General features: G+C 78.2%; 16 protein-coding genes. 6 read left to right on the top strand and 10 right to left on the bottom strand.

The annotated features are described in order from the left end of the window. Positions 1 to 19: 19 nt before the first annotated feature. The 3 genes from ACI79B_RS10800 to ACI79B_RS10810 form a co-directional block, all read right to left on the bottom strand. Positions 20 to 175, bottom strand: a complete 156-nt coding sequence (locus tag ACI79B_RS10800) for a hypothetical protein (RefSeq protein WP_456927320.1) — start codon at positions 173 to 175, stop codon at positions 20 to 22. A gap of 89 nt (positions 176 to 264) precedes the next feature. Beyond that, the gene (locus tag ACI79B_RS10805; RefSeq protein ID WP_456927321.1) at positions 265 to 1,119 is read right to left on the bottom strand and encodes an SGNH/GDSL hydrolase family protein; all 855 of its coding nucleotides are present in this window, start codon (positions 1,117 to 1,119) and stop codon (positions 265 to 267) included. A 70-nt stretch (positions 1,120 to 1,189) separates the two neighbouring features. Further along, positions 1,190 to 2,374 carry an FAD-dependent oxidoreductase gene (locus ACI79B_RS10810; protein WP_456927322.1) on the bottom strand — a complete coding sequence of 395 codons (1,185 nt, stop codon included), beginning with the start codon at positions 2,372 to 2,374 and terminating at the stop codon, positions 1,190 to 1,192. A gap of 100 nt (positions 2,375 to 2,474) precedes the next feature. On the opposite strand from ACI79B_RS10810, the gene ACI79B_RS10815 reads away from it, so the two are divergent. Beyond that, the gene (locus tag ACI79B_RS10815) at positions 2,475 to 3,260 is read left to right on the top strand and encodes a dienelactone hydrolase family protein (RefSeq protein WP_456927323.1); all 786 of its coding nucleotides are present in this window, start codon (positions 2,475 to 2,477) and stop codon (positions 3,258 to 3,260) included. On the opposite strand, the gene ACI79B_RS10820 is transcribed toward ACI79B_RS10815, so the two are convergent. Continuing rightward, positions 3,241 to 3,651, bottom strand: coding sequence for a hypothetical protein (locus ACI79B_RS10820; protein WP_456927324.1), 411 nt, complete (start codon positions 3,649 to 3,651; stop codon positions 3,241 to 3,243). The genes ACI79B_RS10815 and ACI79B_RS10820 overlap by 20 nt on opposite strands. A 232-nt stretch (positions 3,652 to 3,883) precedes the next feature. Here ACI79B_RS10820 and ACI79B_RS10825 point away from each other — a divergent pair, with 232 nt between their 5' ends. After that, on the top strand, positions 3,884 to 4,675 hold the full coding sequence (locus tag ACI79B_RS10825; protein ID WP_456927325.1) for a helix-turn-helix transcriptional regulator: 792 nt from the start codon (positions 3,884 to 3,886) through the stop codon (positions 4,673 to 4,675). A gap of 8 nt (positions 4,676 to 4,683) precedes the next feature. On the opposite strand, the gene ACI79B_RS10830 is transcribed toward ACI79B_RS10825, so the two are convergent. Further along, entirely contained in the window at positions 4,684 to 4,806 is a 123-nt protein-coding gene (locus ACI79B_RS10830) for a hypothetical protein (protein WP_456927326.1), read from the bottom strand. Positions 4,807 to 4,886: 80 nt separating this feature from the next. On the opposite strand from ACI79B_RS10830, the gene ACI79B_RS10835 reads away from it, so the two are divergent. After that, on the top strand, positions 4,887 to 7,607 hold the full coding sequence (locus ACI79B_RS10835) for an AAA family ATPase (protein ID WP_456927327.1): 2,721 nt from the start codon (positions 4,887 to 4,889) through the stop codon (positions 7,605 to 7,607). 6 nt (positions 7,608 to 7,613) lie between these two features. Here the strand turns inward: ACI79B_RS10835 and ACI79B_RS10840 are convergent, their stop codons facing one another. The 3 genes from ACI79B_RS10840 to ACI79B_RS10850 all read right to left on the bottom strand — a co-directional run bounded on the left by ACI79B_RS10840 (position 7,614) and on the right by ACI79B_RS10850 (position 10,108). Then, positions 7,614 to 7,901, bottom strand: a complete 288-nt coding sequence (locus ACI79B_RS10840) for a PspC domain-containing protein (RefSeq protein WP_456927328.1) — start codon at positions 7,899 to 7,901, stop codon at positions 7,614 to 7,616. A gap of 73 nt (positions 7,902 to 7,974) precedes the next feature. Further along, a complete protein-coding gene (locus tag ACI79B_RS10845; protein ID WP_456927329.1) occupies positions 7,975 to 9,003 on the bottom strand; it encodes an LLM class flavin-dependent oxidoreductase in 1,029 nt (342 codons plus the stop codon). A gap of 151 nt (positions 9,004 to 9,154) precedes the next feature. Next, positions 9,155 to 10,108: an Ltp family lipoprotein gene (locus ACI79B_RS10850; RefSeq protein ID WP_456927330.1), complete on the bottom strand. Its 954-nt coding sequence runs from the start codon at positions 10,106 to 10,108 to the stop codon at positions 9,155 to 9,157. 562 nt (positions 10,109 to 10,670) lie between these two features. On the opposite strand from ACI79B_RS10850, the gene ACI79B_RS10855 reads away from it, so the two are divergent. Continuing rightward, positions 10,671 to 12,320 (top strand): glycoside hydrolase family 13 protein, encoded by a 1,650-nt coding sequence (locus ACI79B_RS10855; RefSeq protein ID WP_456927331.1) that lies wholly within the window; start codon positions 10,671 to 10,673, stop codon positions 12,318 to 12,320. 4 nt (positions 12,321 to 12,324) lie between these two features. Further along, positions 12,325 to 12,708, top strand: coding sequence for a YchJ family protein (locus ACI79B_RS10860; protein ID WP_456927332.1), 384 nt, complete (start codon positions 12,325 to 12,327; stop codon positions 12,706 to 12,708). Here ACI79B_RS10860 and ACI79B_RS10865 read toward each other — a convergent pair. After that, positions 12,684 to 13,358 (bottom strand): dienelactone hydrolase family protein, encoded by a 675-nt coding sequence (locus tag ACI79B_RS10865; protein WP_456927333.1) that lies wholly within the window; start codon positions 13,356 to 13,358, stop codon positions 12,684 to 12,686. The two genes, ACI79B_RS10860 and ACI79B_RS10865, sit on opposite strands and share 25 nt — an antisense overlap. Positions 13,359 to 13,457: 99 nt before the next feature. Between ACI79B_RS10865 and ACI79B_RS10870 the strand changes: the two genes are divergently transcribed. Beyond that, positions 13,458 to 14,645, top strand: a complete 1,188-nt coding sequence (locus ACI79B_RS10870; RefSeq protein WP_456927334.1) for a lycopene cyclase family protein — start codon at positions 13,458 to 13,460, stop codon at positions 14,643 to 14,645. Here the strand turns inward: ACI79B_RS10870 and ACI79B_RS10875 are convergent. Next, on the bottom strand, positions 14,611 to 16,152 hold the full coding sequence (locus ACI79B_RS10875; protein ID WP_456927335.1) for an APC family permease: 1,542 nt from the start codon (positions 16,150 to 16,152) through the stop codon (positions 14,611 to 14,613). The genes ACI79B_RS10870 and ACI79B_RS10875 overlap by 35 nt on opposite strands. Positions 16,153 to 16,234 lie beyond the last annotated feature (82 nt).

The raw sequence follows: 16,234 nt of genomic DNA on the forward strand, positions 1-16,234 counted from the left end.
ACGGCCCACCGGAGGCGGCTCAGCGCGGCGGGTCGGCCTCCGCGCCGATCGCGTCGTCGACCGAGGTCTCGCCCGCGGTGCGACCGCCACCGGCGTGGGCGACGTCCGGGCCGACGCTCGCCTGCGAGCCCTCGTCCTCCGGGCCGGCCTGCGGGGTCGGGTCGGTCTCGCTCATCGGTCCTCCTCGGGTGCGTGGTGCCCCGCCCCGTACCCCGCCGGCGGCGGGCCACGCGGCCCGGTCGCCGGCGGGGCACCGGCGCCGGGTCAGCCCAGGCGCAGCACCTGCATCGCCCGCGCGGCCATCTCCGCCTCGCCGAGCGCGTTCGGGTGCACGATCACCGCGTTGGTGCCCTGCAGCACCGGCTCCACCCAGCGGACGCCGATCGGCTGACAGGCGTCGTGCCCGGCCGAGGCGCGGGTGAGGTCGACGTAGGTGACGCCCGTGGCCGCCGCCGCGCGCCGGACGGCGTCGTTGAGCGTGGTCTGCAGGGCGTGCAGGTAGGGGACGTCGCCCTCGGCGATCGGCATCCGGTCGAAGCAGCCGCCGGTCGGCGGGAGGATCGCCGGGTAGCCGAGGATCGCGACCCGGGCCCGCGGCGCGGCCTCGCGCACCGCCGACAGCGCCTGCACCAGCGCCGGGTAGGTGGTGGTGCGGACGGTGTCCTCGAACGAGGTGCCGTAGGTGTCGCGGCACGGGCTGCCGCGGCCCAGCGTCAGCAGCCCGGCGGTGCCGCAGCGCAGGATCGACTCGATGAACACCCCGCTGTCGTTGCCGCCGATGGTCATGGTGACCAGCTGGGTGTCCGGGGACAGCGCCTGCAGCTGCGGCGGCACCCCGGGGTGCTGCGCGCCGGTGAAGTCGGAGGTGTCCGCGCCGCCGCAGGTGACGTCGGTCAGCTGGGCGCCGGTCGCCTGCGTGATCAGGTGCGGGTAGTTGCGGGTGGACCGCAGGCACTGCGGCGCGGCGGTGGGGTCCGGGGGCAGGACGCCGGAGGCCGCGCTGTAGGAGTCGCCGAGCGCGACGTAGCGCAGCGGTCCTGGGGGCGCGGCCGAGGCCGGGGGGACGACGAGGAGCACGCCGGCGAGCGCGGCGAGCAGGACGGTCAGCAGTCGGCGCACGGACCACTCCATCGGGGCCGGGGGGTAGGACTCCGGGCTCAACGACGGCGGTCCGATCGGGTGACGGCGGTCACCCGGCCCCGGCGGCGGCGAGCGGCTCCACCCGGTGCGTCCGCACCCACGCCGCCGGGTCGCGGCGGCGCAGGACCAGCGGCAGGACCGCGTCGCGGACGGCGCGCCCCGGGGCCGGCGGCGGCGCCGCGCTGCTCCGCCGCCACGCCTGGGCGACCACCCGCTCGGCCCGCGCCCGCCGCCGGTGCTCGAAGGCGCGCAGGGCGTCGTCGACCGGGAGGTCGCGCAGGCACCGGGCGAGCACGACGGCGTCCTCCATCGCCAGCGAGGACCCCTGCCCGGCGGCCGGCGAGGTCGCGTGCGCGGCGTCCCCGACCAGGACCGTGCGCCCGCGGGACCAGCGGCGCAGGGTGGGGACGTCGTACGTGGTCCACCCGCGCAGCGGCCCGGGGGTGGCCTCCACCAGGTCCACCAGCGGGGACCGGTCGCCGCGGAACAGGTCGTAGAGCAGGGCCCGCCAGCGCGGGTCGGGCGTGCCGGCGACCTCGCCGTCCGGCGGCTCGCTGGTCACCGGCGGGTTGGCGAACCACCAGGTCCCGCCGTCCGGCGCGGCGAGGTACCCGGCGAACGCGCGGCGGCCGAACACCATGGTCAGCCGGCCCACCTCGGCGCCGTCCGGCACGTGCGCGGAGTACCCGGCGGTGTTGAGGACCGGCACGAAGCGGGGCGGCGGGCCGCCGGGGTCGACCAGGGTGCGCACCGTCGACCGGACGCCGTCCGCGCCGACGAGCAGGTCCGCGGTCGCGGTGCGGCCGTCGGCGAACTCCGCGGTGACGGCGTCGCCGGTGTCGTGCGCCGCGGTCAGGCGGGAGCCGTACCGGACCTCGATGCCGCGCCGGAGGGCCTCCGCGTGCAGCGCCCGGTAGAGGTCCGAGCGGCGCAGGGAGACACCCGCGTCGCGCCCGCCCGACGGGTTCCCGGTGGGCAGGGCGGCCAGGACCCGCCCCGTCCCGCTGCGGAACTCGATGGTCGGCGTGGGGAACGCCGCCGCGCGGACGGCGTCCTCGGCGCCGACCGCCGCCAGGGCGTCGAGGCCGTTGACCTGCACGCCGAGCCACGCACCGACGTCGCCCTCGGGAGCCGGGTGGGCCTCGTGCACGGTCGCCTCGATCCCCACCCGCTGCAGCGCCATGGCCGCCACCGGTCCCGCCACCCCGCCGCCCACCACGATCGCGCGCGTCATGCCCGGCATCCCCCCACACCCGGCGGCGCGCGCCAACCCCTGACGCCCTCCCGTCTGCCAGCATCGGCCGCACCGACCGGAGCCCCCGGGGAGGCCGCCCGTGACCGATCTCCAGCGCATCGCCCTGACCGACGTCGCGATCCCCCCGGGACCGGGCGGCACGCCCGGGCTGCGCGGGGTGCTCGCCGTGCCCGACGGCCCCGGCCCGTGGCCGGGCCTGGTGCTCCTGCACGAGGCCTTCGGCGTCGACGGCGTGGTGCGACGGCAGGCGCAGCGGATGGCCGCCGCCGGCCACCTGACCCTGGTGCCGGACCTGTTCACCGACGGCGGCGCGCGCCGCGCCCTGGTCCCGACGTTCCGCGCGGTGGACGCCGGGCACGGGCGCCCGTTCGCCGACGCCGAGGCGGCCCGGGCGCACCTGGCCGCGCGGCTCGACTGCACCGGCCGGGTCGGCGTGCTGGGGTCCAGCGTCGGCGGCGGGCTGGCGCTGCACCTGGCGGCCCGCGGCTTCGACGCGGCCGCGGTCTTCTACGCGCGGCTGCCGCGGGACCCGCACACCGCGCTGCTCGGCGCCTGCCCCGTGGTGGCCGGCTACGGCGGCCGCGACCCGGGGCTGCGCGGCACCGCCGCGGAGCTCACGACGGTGCTGACGCGGGTGGGCGTCCGGCACGACGTGCGCGAGTACCCCGGCGTCGGGCACGGCTTCCTGCACGACGCGCCGGTCGGCCCGCGGGTGCTGCGCCCGCTGCTGCGGGACGTGCTGCGGATCCGGCCGGACCCCGCCGCCGCGGCCGACGCCTGGGCCCGGACCGACGCCTGGTTCGCCGAGCACCTGCGGGGGCGGCCCCCGGCGGAGGTCCCGGCGCTCAGGCCGTCGGCGCCGTGACCGGGGACTCCGGCTGCCGCGGCGCCGTGACCGGGGACTCCGGCTGCCGCGGCGCCGGGACCACCGGCACGCTGACGACCTCCGACGCGGGCGCCGGGCGGGCCGGCCGGCGGCCGAAGCCCGCGGCGAACACGTCCGGCAGCACGAACACGACGCGCTGCGGCTGCTCGGGACCGGCGTCGACCAGGGCGCGGATGCGGGTCAGCTCGTCCTCGGCGGCCCGGGCGTCCTCCCAGACCTCGTAGACCATCACCGACCGGGGCTGCCGGACGTGCCGGCGGGACAGGCAGTGCAGTGGACGGTCGACGTCCTCCGGCAGGGCGCGGCGCAGCACCTCGTACTGCGCCGGCTCGACGTCGTTCCACCGCATGTGCAGCACGAGGAGAGACACGGTTCCCCCTGGTAGTCGGTCCGGTGGTGCGGCACGGACGCTAGGGACGGCCGATCGGCACCGTCTGTACGCACTTCTGCGTAGGCGGCCGGGCGCGGCACCCCCTTGACGGCGCGGGGATCTCCGTTGACGCCGGCCCTCGGCAGCGGTCACGCTCGTCCTGCACAGAGGGCTGCACACGCGACCGACGCGGGACCGGCGGGGACCCGCCCAGGATGGTCGGAGGCGGGCCGTGGAGCCTGTGGTCCGGGAGCTCACCGACCTGGTGGTGGGCCTGCTCGACGGCATGGTCGGCCCGCAGCTGCCCGCGGGCCCCGTGTTCGCCGTCCTGTGCCCCCGCCTGGAGGCGCCCGCCGCGGTGCTGCAGCGCACCGACTGGCGCACCGGCGCCACCGAGATCACCGCCACCGGCCTCGGCGCCGGGCAGCTGGAGCTGCTGGTCGACGCCACGCACCGCATGCGCTCGGTGCACCCCCTGCTGACCGCCGCCGCGGCCGGGGACCTCACGCCCGCGACCGCGCAGGAGGCGGCCGGCGGCTGGCAGAGCTGGCGCCGGTCCCCCGCCCGGGGCGTCATCGCCGCGGTGTGCGGCTGGGACCAGGTGGTCAGCCTGCCGCTGCGCGGCGGCCCGGCCGAGGTCTGCGGGTTCGCCTTCGGCCGGCCCCGCCGCGACTTCACCGCGGCGGACCTCGCGCTGCTCGGCGGCGTCGCGCCGGTGCTGCGGGCGCTGGACCGGCACGTGCGGACGGTGCGGGCCTGGCAGGACGGGGACGGCGTCGACGGCGGCGGCGGTGAGCACGCCCGCGAGGCGGGACTCACCTGCCGGGAGACGGCGGTCCTGCTGTGCCTCGCGGAGGGGCTGACGGCGACCGCGACGGCGCACCGGCTGGGCTGCTCGACCCGCACGGTCACCACGCACGCCGCGCGGCTGTACCGGAAGCTCGGCGTCCACGACCGGCTCACCGCGGTCCTCGAGGCGCAGCGCCGGGGCATCCTGCCCGCCCCCGCCGTGCGGGCCGGCTGAGCGGCGGGTCAGCGCGGTGTCCGCCAGGGCAGCAGCCGGGGGTCCAGCGGGGCGCCGAACCAGCAGGCCATCCACCGCAGCCGGGCGCCGGTGGGCGACGGCTGACGGGCCGGGGTCGGGATCGGGGTCATGGCGTCCTCCCTCGGAGCGGCTGCCGGACGAGCCTCGGACCGGGAGCGGTGCCGTCGCGTCGGGGGAAACCCGCGACCTCGTGGGCCGGGCGGCGGAGCTCGCGCGCGTCGACCGGCTCCTCGCCGACGCCCGCGCGGGCCGGCCCGGCCTGCTGGTCGTCGAGGGCGAGGCCGGCGTCGGCAAGACCGCCCTGCTGGAGGCCGCGGCCGCGCGGGCCGCCGGGTGGACGGTGCTGCGCGCCCGCGGGATCGAGTCGGAGGCGACGCTGCCGCAGGCCGTCCTGCTGGAGCTGCTCGGTCCGCTGCGCCCCCTGCTGCCGGAGGTCCCGCCCGGGCAGGCGGCGGCGCTCGCCGCGGCGCTGGGCTGGGGGCCGGCCGACGTCCCGGGCGAGCGGCACCTGGTCGCGGCCGGCACCCTCTCCCTGCTTGCCGCCGCCGCGGCGACCGCGCCGGTGCTCGTCCTGGTCGACGACCTGCAGTGGGCCGACGCGGAGTCCGCGGCCGCGCTGCTGTTCGCCGCGCGCCGGGTGCACGGGGACCGGGTCGCGGTGCTGGTGGCGCGGCGGCCGGATCCCGACCCGCTGCCCGGCGCCGAGGTCCTCCCGGTGGCCGCCCTGCCCGCCGACGCCGCCCGCGCGCTGCTCGCCGGCACCGTCGCCCCCACCGTGGCGCACCGGCTGGTCGACCGCGTCGGCGGGGTCCCGCTCGCGCTGCTGGAGGTGGCCGCGGCGCTGCCCCCGGCGCAGCGCGCGGGCACCGAGCCGCTGCCCGTCGATCTGCCGGCCGGCCCGGCGCTGGCCGGGGCGCTCGAGCCGGAGCTGGCCGCGCTGCCGGCCGGGGCGCGGGAGGCGCTGCTGCTGCTGGCCGCCGCCTACGACGGCAGCGCCGCCGCGGTGGCCGCGGCGCTCGCCCGGTCGGGCACCGACCCCGCCGCGGCCCTGGACGCCGCGGAGCAGCGGGGCGTCGTCGTGCGCGACGGGGACGCCCTGGCCTTCCGGCACCCGCTGCTGCGCAGCCTGGTGTGGCGCCGCGCGACGCCCGCCGAGCGCCGCCGTGCGCACCGCCTGCTGGCCGGGACCGCCCGGGCCGGCGACGACCTCGCCGTGGTGTGGCACCGCGCCCTGGCCGCCGCCGGCCGCGACGAGGCGCTGGCCGGCGAACTGGCCGCGGCCGCCGACCGGGCCCGGGCGCGGCGCGGGTACGCGGCGTCGTCGGCGGCGCTGGAGCGCGCGGCCGCGCTGACCGGGGACGCCACCCGGGCCGCGGGACTGCTGGCGGCCGCCGTCCGGGACGCCGCCGTCGGCGGGGACGCCGCCCGCGCGCGGGCGCTGGCCGGTGCCGTCCTGCGCGGCGCGGCGCCGGCGGCCGCGCGGGCGGACGTGCTGCACGTCCTGGGTCGCCTGGAGCAGGACGCCGGCTCGGTGCCCGCCGCGGGCGACCTGCTGCGTGCGGCCGCCGACCTCGCCACCGGCCGCACCGCCGCCTGGGTGCTCACCGACCTCACCGTCGTCCAGCACCGGCTCGGCGACGTGGACGGCATGCAGGCGACGGCGCGGCGGATCACGGCCGCCGCGGACGCCGGTGACCCGCTGCAGCGGGTGCTCGCCGCGTGGGTCACCGGGGTCGCCGCCCTCCACGCCGGCGACCCCGACCGCGGCCGGCCGCGGCTGCGCCGGGCGCTGGAGGGCGTGGAGGCGGAGCCGGAGCTGCGCGCCGAGCCCCGGCTGCTGCCGCTCCTGGTCATCGCGGTGGGCTGGCTGGCCGACCCGCTGGCCGCCGTGCCCGTCGTCGAGCGGCGGGTCCGCGAGGCCCGGGAGGTGGGGGCGCTGGGCGTGCTGGTCGCGGTCCTGGCGATGACCGCCCACGGCCGCGCCTGGATGCTCGGCGACCACGCGGGCGCCTACGCCGACGCCGGCGAGGCGGTCGAGCTCGCCGAGCAGCTGGGCTACGTCGCCGACGCCGCACCGGCCCTGGAGCTGCTCGCGTCGGAGGCCGCCATGCGCGGGCGGCACGCGGAGGCGGCGGCGCACCTGGACCGCGCCCGCGCGCTGGTCACCCGCGCCGGCACGGCCGCCGTCGCGGCGCACCTCCCGGTCCACGAGGCGTTCTGCGCGCTGTGCCGCGGCGACCTCGCCACGGTCGCGCGGGTGCTGGAGGCGCGGCTGGCCGCCGACGGCGGGGTCGGCCCGCTCGGCGAGCCGCTGGGGGTGGCGCCGCTGCTGGTCGAGGCATGGACGGGGCTGGGACGGGCCGCCGAGGCCGCGGAGCTCGCCGGCGAGTACGAGCGGGTGTCGCGGTCGCCGCTGCCGCAGACCGCCGCGCTGGTGGCCCGCTGCCGTGCCCTCCCCTGCCCCGACGACGACGCCGCGGCGGCGCTGTTCGAGCGGGCGCTCGCCGCCCACGCGCTGGCACCCGACCCCTTCGAGACCCCGCGCACGCGGCTGCTGTTCGGAGCGCGGCTGCGCCGCTCGGGACAGCGGACGCGGGCGCGGGAGGAGCTCGCCGCGGCGGCCGACGCCTTCGCCGCGCTGGACCTCACCGCCTGGGCGCAGCGGGCCGAGGACGAGCTGCGCGCCACCGGGCGGACCGCGCGTCCGCGCCGGCCGCTGCCCGAGGAGCCCCTCACCGCGCAGGAGACGCGGATCGCCGTCCTGGCGGCGCGGGGCGCCTCGAACGCGGAGGTCGCCGCAGCGCTGTTCCTCAGCCCGAAGACCGTGGAGCACCACCTGAGCAGCGTCTACCGCAAGCGCGGGCTGCGCTCGCGGGTCGGGCTGGCGACGCTGTTCCCGCCCGGGGGCTGAGGGGGGTCAGCCGGCCCGGTCGAGGCGGCCGGCCAGCTTGTCGACGAACCGGTCGACCGGGCGCGGCTCCGCGCCGGGCGGCAGGGGCTCGGTGGGGGTGAGCACCCACAGCACGGCGTAGAGCACCAGACCGGCGCCGCCGGCGAGGGTCAGGGCGACGGCGGCGGCGCGCCACAGCACCGCGTCGACGCCGGTGTAGGCGGCCAGCCCGCCGCAGACGCCGCCGAGCATGCGCTCGGTGGAGCTGCGCCGCAGCGGCGGCCGGGTCCCGGTGTACGAGGTCGGAGTCGTCATGGCACGAGGCTCCGCCGCCGGGCCCAGCGGCACATCGGGGAAGGCCCGGAACCGCACCCGGACCCGACCCCGATCAGCCCGCGGCGACCTTCGGGGCGACCTCGGTGCCCAGCAGCTCGATGCCGCGCAGCAGGTCCTCGTGGGCCAGGCGCGGGTTGGTCATCTGGATGGAGACCCGGTCCACCCCGCCGAGCTGGGCGGAGATCCGCAGCAGCTTCTCGGCCACGGTGTCGGGGTCGCCCATGAAGAAGGCGCCGTCGGGCCCGCTGGTGGCGTCGAACTGCGCGCGGGTGGGCGCCCGGAAGCCGCGCTCGCGGGAGACCTTGGTGAACATCTCGTGCCAGCCCGGGTAGATCGTGTCCGCGGCGGCCCGGATGCTGTCGGCGACGTAGCCGAACACGTGCAGCCCGACCTGGAGCCGCTCGGGTGCGTGCCCGGCCTGCGCGCCGGCCTGCCGGTACAGGTCGACCAGCGGCGCGAACTGCCGCGGCTCGCCACCGATGATCGCGACCATGAGCGGCAGGCCGAGCAGCCCGGCCCGGACGAACGACGTCGGGGTGCCGCCCACGCCCACCCAGATCGGCAGCGGGTCCTGCAGCGGGCGCGGGTAGACGCCCTGGCCGGTGAGCGCCGGCCGGTGCCGGCCGGACCAGGTGACGTGCTCGGACGAGCGGATGCGCAGCAGCAGGTCCAGCTTCTCGTCGAACAGCTCGTCGTAGTCGGCCAGCGACAGGCCGAACAGCGGGAACGCCTCGGTGAACGAGCCGCGGCCGACGACGAGGTCGATCCGCCCGCGGCTGATCAGGTCGAGGGTGGCGAACTGCTGGAACACCCGGACCGGGTCGGCCGCCGACAGCACCGCGACGGCGCTGCCGAGCCGGATCCGCTCGGTGCGGGCGGCGGCCGCGGCGAGGATGACCGGCGGCGCGGAGTCGTAGTACTCGGGGCGGTGGTGCTCGCCGATGCCGAAGGAGTACAGCCCGACCCGGTCGGCCAGCTCGATCTCCTCGAGCAGGTGGGCCATCCGCTCCTCGGGACCCACGAGCCGGCCCGTCCGTGGGTCGGTCACCGCCGCCACGAAGCTGTCGACGCCGAGGTGCACGGCGGTCCTCCTCCCGGGGCGGGCGCCCCTGTCGTCGAGCACTCGGTCGTCAAGCGCTCAACGACCAGTGAACCAGTCGCCTCCTACCCGCCGCACGCGCGAGCGCCCCTCCGGCCGGGAGCCGGAGGGGCGCTCGGAGGGGTCACCCGGGTCAGAACCCCGCCTGGCTGACCCCGTACTCGGCCTGCTCCGGGGTGAAGCCCTCGAACTCCAGCTGCTCGACGAGCCCGGAGCGCGAGAACGAGGTGAACTCGAGGTACTCCCGGGCGGACCGGGCGGCCTGCTCGTTCCAGTCCACGTCCAGGCTGTCGACGGCCCAGGTGGCGTCGCCGTTCGAGTATCCCTCGAACTCCAGCTGCTCGATCAGGCCGGACCGCGAGAACGAGGTGAAGTCGAGGTAGTCACTGGCGGACTCGCGGGCGTTCCGCTGGCCGAGGGTCAGGTCGGGAGCCGGGGCCGGCGCAGGGGCCGGAGCCGGAGCCGGAGCAGGGGCCGGCGCAGGCGCAGGGGCCGGCGTGCGGACCGGTGCGGGAGTCGTCGGAGCGGCGGTCGTGGGCGCGGAGGTCGGGGCGACCTCCTCCACCTGCGGCGTCGGGGCAGGAGCCGGCGTCGAGGCGGGCGCCGACGTCTCCGCCGCGGACGTGCTGGCGCCGGCGGCCGCCGAGGTGCTGTCGGTGCCCTCCTCCGGCGCCACGGCCGCGCCGAGCACGGCGAGCGCCAGCACGCCGGCCGGGATCGAGTACCGCTTCCGCTTGAACCAGGGGCGGGCCGGAGGCGTCGGCAGCCCCGCGCCGGGCGGGACGGGCGGCTGCCAGGGCCCGGGCTGCGCCGGGTACGGCGGCGGGGGCTGCGCCGCGCCGAACGGCTGGGGGGCGCCGAACTGCTGCGTGACGTCGTACGGCTGGGAGGCACCGAACTGCTGAGGGGCGCCGAACTGCTGCGTGACGGCGACGTGCGCGGGAGTGCCGAACTGCTGCGGAGGCGGCGGGAAGGCGTAGGCGGCCGTGGGCCGGTCGTCGACCGGGGGCGGGAAGCCGGGCTGGTGCCCGAAGCCGGGCCGGCCGTCGTCGGAGGGGTTCGGCAGAACCCCGTCGGGGTGGGTCACGAGGGACACTCCTGCGTCGCTGGAGGATGATCGAACAAGCGCTCCTGCGGAGTATCGGAACCCTCGGCCGGTTCTCGACCCCAGTCGCCCGGCGTCCCCTCGCCGTCCGCGCCCGGACGCGCGAGCGCCCCTCCGGCCGGGGGCCGGAGGGGCGCTCGTGTGCACAGGTCCTAGGCGGCGGTGGTCGCCCGGTCACCGCGCGTGGCGCGGGGGCGGGGCGCCGCGGGGCGGTCCTCGGCGCCGGCGCGGAGGCCGGCGAGGTGCCAGGCGGTGCAGTCGGGGCAGCTGGCGATCCAGACGTGCCGGGGGTGGCGGAAGCAGGCGGCTCGGTCAGCCGGGGTGCTGGACATGGTGCGGGTACTCCCTGCCGCCGGGCTGACGGCGGCTCGTGACTCGTGGGACGGGTGGTGCAACACGGACGAGCCGCTCCCCCATCCGCGTGTGTGGGAGGACACGTGACAGCCCGCGTACCTGCGCGTTCGGCGAGATGTGACGACGGGCACGTCACCCTTTGGCGGCGGGATGGTCACTCTCGACGACCGTGAGTGCCGATCCTGGGCGCATGTCCGCTCGACTCGTCGCTGCCGGCAACGCCGCCGCGCAGCAGCCGTGGTCCCGGCCCGTTCCCCCGCCGGCGACCGAGGAGCAGCCCTGGTGGCGCTCGGCCGTGGTCTACCAGGTCTACCTGCGCTCGTTCGCCGACGGCAACGGTGACGGCATCGGCGACCTCGCGGGCCTGCGCGCCCGCCTGCCCTACCTGTCGTGGCTCGGCGTCGACGCGCTGTGGATCAACCCGCACTACCCCTCGGGCGGCGCCGACGGCGGGTACGACGTCGTCGACTACCGGGCGGTGGACCCCGAGTACGGCGACGTGTCCGACGTCGAGGCGCTGGTGGCCGACGCCCGCCGGCTGGGCCTGCGCGTCGTGCTCGACGTCGTCCCCAACCACACCTCCGACCGGCACCCCTGGTTCCAGGCGGCGCTGGCCGACCCCGACTGCCCCGAGGCCTCCCGCTACCACTTCGCGCCGCCGTCGGAGGAGCCGCCGAACAACTGGCGCTCGCTGTTCGGCGGGCCGGCCTGGTCGCGCACCCCGGACGGCCGCTGGTACCTGCACCTGTTCGCCCCCGAGCAGCCCGACCTCAACTGGCGCGACCCGGTGGTGGCCGAGGACTTCGAGCGGACCCTGCGCTTCTGGCTCGACCGCGGGGTGAGCGGCTTCCGCGTCGACGTCGCCTACGGCCTCTACAAGGACGCCGGCCTGCGCGACAACCCGGGCGAGTACTCCCCCACCCTGTTCGGCCACGGCCCCGAGCAGGCCATGACGTGGAACCAGCCCGAGGTGCACGACGTGTGGCGTCGCTGGCGGGCGATCTGCGACGAGTACCCGGACACCATGCTCGTCGGCGAGGTCTGCCTGGCCGACCTCGACGAGGTCGCCCTCTACTCGCGGCCCGACGAGCTGCACCAGTCGCTGTCGTTCCGGCTGCTCAAGTCGAAGTGGGACACCCCGGCCTTCGCCGAGGCGATCGGCAGCGCGCTGGACGCGTTCGGCCAGGTGGGTGCGCCCGTGTCGTGGGTGCTCGGCAACCACGACAAGGACCGCATGGTCACCCGCTTCGGCGGCGGGGAGACCGGCCTGGCCCGGGCGCGCGCGGCGGCGCTGCTGCTGCTGTCACTGCCCGGCTCGGCCTACGTCTACGCGGGCGACGAGCTCGGCCTGCCCCAGGCGCACGTCCCCGACGAGGCCAAGCAGGACCCGATCTTCTTCCGCAGCGGCGGTGAGCGCGCCGGCCGCGACGGCTGCCGCGTCCCGATGCCGTGGAACGCCACCACCGGCGTCGGCTTCTCCCGCGACCGCTCGGCCAGGCCGTGGCTGCCGGTGCCGGCGGAGTGGAAGCGGCACGCCGTCTCCCGGCAGACCCGCGACTCCGGTTCGGTGCTGCACCTCTACCGGCAGGCGCTGGCCGTCCGCGCCGAGCACCCGGCGCTGGGCACCGGCGAGGCGACCGTGAGCACCCGCGGCGACGTCCTCACCGTGCGCTGCACCGGCGGCGGCCGCACCGTCCGCTGCGTGGTCAACATGGGCACCGACACCGCGCTGGTCCGCTCGCGCGGCCAGGTGCTGCTCGAGTCCGGCCCGGGCGTGCACACCTCGGCCCGCTCGGTCGCGCTGCCGCCGGACACGGCCGTCTGGATCGCTGAAGACTGAGGGCGTGAGCCCGAAGCGCTGCCCCTGCGGCACCGGCCTGGCCTACGCGGAGTGCTGCGGCCGCCTCCACGACGGGACGGCGGCCGCGGCCACCGCCGAGCAGCTCATGCGCTCGCGCTACAGCGCCTTCGCCGTCGGCGACGCCGCCTACGTGGAGGAGACGTGGGACCCGGCCACCCGGCCGCGAGCGCTGGAGCTCGACCCGGCGGTGCGCTGGACCGGCCTGGAGGTGCTGGCCACCACCGGCGGCGGCCTGCTCGACGCCGAGGGCACGGTGACCTTCCGCGCGCACTCGCGTGCCGGCGGGGAGGCGCGCGTGCAGGCCGAGCACAGCCGGTTCCGCCGGGTCGGCGGCCGCTGGGTCTACGTGGACGGCGACCCCGCCTGAGGGCCCGGCAGCCAGCGGTCCAGCCAGCGCAGCGTGCGGTCGACGACCTGCTCCAGTGCGCCGGGCTCGGGGAACAGGTGGGTCGCCCCGGGGACGACGGCGAGCTCGGACGGCCCGCCCAGCTGCGCGGCGGCGTCCCGGTTGAGCGCGAGCACCTGCCGGTCGGCACCGCCGACGACGAGCAGCGTGGGCGCCCGCACCCGGGTCAGCGCCTCCCCGGCCAGGTCCGGCCGGCCGCCGCGGGACACCACCGCTCCCACCCGGCCGGGCCGGTCGGCGGCGGTGAGGAGGGCCGCGGCCGCCCCGGTGCTCGCGCCGAACAGCGCCGGCTGCAGCCCGGCGGTCACCGCCGCGCGGCCCAGCCGGTCGAGGGCCGCGGTCAGCCGCCCGGCCAGCAGGCCGACGTCGAAGCGCAGCTCGCGGGTGCGGTCGTCGACCTCCTCCTCGGCGGGCGTGAGCAGGTCCAGCAGCAGGGTGGCCCAGCCCGCCCGCTGCAGCGCGGCCGCCACCTGCCGGTTGCGCGGGCTGTGCCGGCTGCTGCCGCTGCCGTGCGCGAACAGCACCACCCCGCGGGCGGCCGGTGGCACGGCGAGGTCCCCGGCCAGCACCGCCCCGGGTGCGGGCACGTCGACGGGGACCTCACCGGGCACGACCGTCCCTCCTCGGACGCTCGGCCCCCGGGTACCCGGCGGGGACCGGACCGACGCCCGGGTGTGGCGGGGAGCGGGCGGGTGTGGTGGTCTGCCGCGGTGTCCCCGCCCGCTGCCGACGTCGTCGTCGCCGGGGCCGGGCCGGCCGGGCTGTCGGTGGCCGCCGCCTGCGCCGCCGCGGGGCTGCGGACGGTGCTGGTGGCGCCGGCGGTCCGCCCGTGGCCGGCCACCTACTGCCTGTGGGCCGACGAGCTCGCGGCCGCGGCCGCCCCGCTCGGGCTGGACCCGGCCGCCGTCGCGGCCGCGTACGCCCCCACCGTCGTGCGCACCGCGGCCGGCGGGGAGCGGCGGCTGACCCGCGGCTACGCGCGGCTGCGCAACGACGTCGTCACCGCCGCCCTGCTCGACCGGCTGCACACCGCGGGCGGCGAGGTGGTGACCGGCCGGGTGGCGGCGGTGGGGGCCGGGGACGTCGGGGAGGTCGCCGTCCTCGGCGACGGGCGCCGGCTGGCCGCCCGCGCGGTCCTCGACGCGCGCGGTGGCGGCCCGGGGACGGCGCAGCAGCGGGCCTGGGGCGAGGTGGTGGCCGGCCCCGTCGACGACGTCGTCCCGCCCGGCGGGGCGCTGCTCATGGACTGGACGGCGCTGGCCGACCCCGCCGCCCCGCCGGCGTTCCTCTACGGCCTGGCCCTCGACGACGGCACCGTGCTGCTCGAGGCGACCTCGCTGGCCGCCCGCCCGCCGGTGCCGCTGCCGGACCTGCGAGCCGGGCTGGGCCGGTTCCTCGCCGCCCGCGGCCTGCGCCCGGCCGGGGAGCCCGAGCGGGTGGCGATCCCCCTGGACGCCCCGCCGCGGGCCGCCGGACCGGGGACCCCGCTCGGCGCGTCCGCGGGGCTGGTGCACCCGGCCACCGGCTACAGCGTCGCGTCCTCGCTGCGGCTGGGCCCGCGGGTCGCGGCCGCGCTCGCGGCCGGCGGGGACCCGCGCGCGGTGGTGCGGCGGGCCCGCCCCCGGGCGACGGCGGCGCTGCTGGGCCTGGGCCTGGAGGTGCTGCTGCCGCTGGACACCCGCGCCACCGACGCCTTCTTCGCCGCGTTCTTCGCGCTGCCCGAGCGGTCCTGGGCGGCCTACCTGGACGTCGGCTCGCCGCCGGCCGCCGTCGCCGCGGCGATGGCCCGGGTGTTCGCCGCGCTGCCCGCCCCGCAGCGGGTGCGGCTGCTGCGCGGGGTGGCCGGCGGGTCGGCCCGGGGTCTCAGGCGGGCGCGGGCGGCGGCGTCGCGTCGATGACGGCGGCGTGCTCGGGCAGCACCCCGGTGCGCCGCCGCTGGCGCAGCAGGTACCACGCCAGGCCGACCGCGACGATCGCGCCGATGAACACCGGCGCGGCCCACTGCAGGTACCAGTGCGGTTCCCCGGTGGCGTTGTAGACCTCCCGCCGCGGCCAGGCCAGGTTGACCGCCATCCCGGCGCCCCACAGCACCGCGAGCACGTTGACCGGCAGGCCCAGGCGGCCGAGGGAGAACCGGCCCGGCGCCGGCCGGGGCCAGCGCCCGCGCAGCCGGGCGACCAGCATCGGCCCGGTCACCAGCAGGTAGGCCAGGTAGATCATCACCACGGCGATGCTGGTCAGCGCGGTGAACACCTGTGGCTGGCGCACGTTGAGCAGCAGCACCCCGACGGCGAGCAGGCCGACCAGCACGGCGGGGACGACCGGGGTGCGCCGCCGCGGGTCGACGTGCGCGAGCCGGGCGGCGGCGGGCAGCGCGTTGTCGCGGGCCATGGCGAAGGTCATCCGGATCGCCGCGGTGTGCACCGCGAGGCAGCAGACGGTGACCGCGACGACGATGCAGACGAGGAACGCCTTCCCCAGCCCGGTGCCGGCCACCGACAGCAGGACGTACTGCAGGCCCCCGCCGCTGGAGGACAGCTGTGGGTCGGTGAGGTCGGGGGCGGCCATGAGCCCGAACAGCAGGATCAGCCCGCCGAGCACGAAGGACGCGGTGATCGCCCGCAGGATCGCCCGCGGCGCGGTGCGGCCCGGGTCGATCGTCTCCTCGCCGAGCGAGCTGGCGGTGTCGAAGCCGTACATGACGTAGCCCGACGCGAGCGCCGCGACGAGGAACGCGCCGAGGTAGCCCAGCGGCTGCCCCTCGCCCCGGCCGCCGGTGTCGAGCAGCACGTCCTGCGGCCCGCGGGTGATCGCGACGGCCAGGACGACGACGATCAGCACCGCGGCCACCAGCTCGATGAAGACCCCGGCGCTGTTGATCCGCGCCATCAGCCGCACGCCGAACGCGTTGACCAGCGTGGTGAACGTGATCAGCAGGCCGCCCAGCACGACGGCGTTGACGGCGACGTCGTAGGTGCCGGTCCCGTCGCCGACCAGCTGGAAGCCCGACCACAGCTGCGGCAGCGTGATCTGGTAGGCCAGCGCGGTCGCGGCCAGGGTGACGACCGAGGCGGTGAGCATCACCCAGCCGGCCAGCCACGACGTCGTCGCGCTGCCGAGGCGCTTGGTCCAGTTGTAGAGCGACCCGGCCACGGGGTAGCGGGCCGCGAGCTCGGCGAAGCACAGCGCGACCATCAGCTGTCCGGCGAAGACCATCGGCCACGACCACACGTACGCCGGGCCGCCGGCGCCGAAGCCGAAGTAGAAGAGCTGGAACGTGCCGGTGAGGATCGAGATGTAGCTGACGCCGGCGGCGAAGCTGGAGAACCGGCCGATGCTGCGGTCCAGGTGCTGCCGGTAGCCGAACTCCGCGAGCTGGGAACCGCCGTCGTCGGTGGGGCGCACGGGGGGCCTTCCGGGTGGGGGGTGCGGGCGCCCCACTGTGGCCGACGGCGCGGTCCCCGGCCAGCCGGGGACCGCGCCGCCG

The organism is Geodermatophilus sp. SYSU D00879, assembly GCF_054050375.1.

Coding starts and splice junctions, on each gene's coding strand:
- ACI79B_RS10800 (WP_456927320.1), bottom strand. CDS start 175: ATGAGCGAGACCGACCCGACCCCGCAGGCCGGCCCGGAGGACGAGGGC.
- ACI79B_RS10810 (WP_456927322.1), bottom strand. CDS start 2,374: ATGACGCGCGCGATCGTGGTGGGCGGCGGGGTGGCGGGACCGGTGGCG.
- ACI79B_RS10830 (WP_456927326.1), bottom strand. CDS start 4,806: ATGACCCCGATCCCGACCCCGGCCCGTCAGCCGTCGCCCACCGGCGCC.
- ACI79B_RS10840 (WP_456927328.1), bottom strand. CDS start 7,901: ATGACGACTCCGACCTCGTACACCGGGACCCGGCCGCCGCTGCGGCGC.
- ACI79B_RS10855 (WP_456927331.1), top strand. CDS start 10,671: ATGTCCGCTCGACTCGTCGCTGCCGGCAACGCCGCCGCGCAGCAGCCG.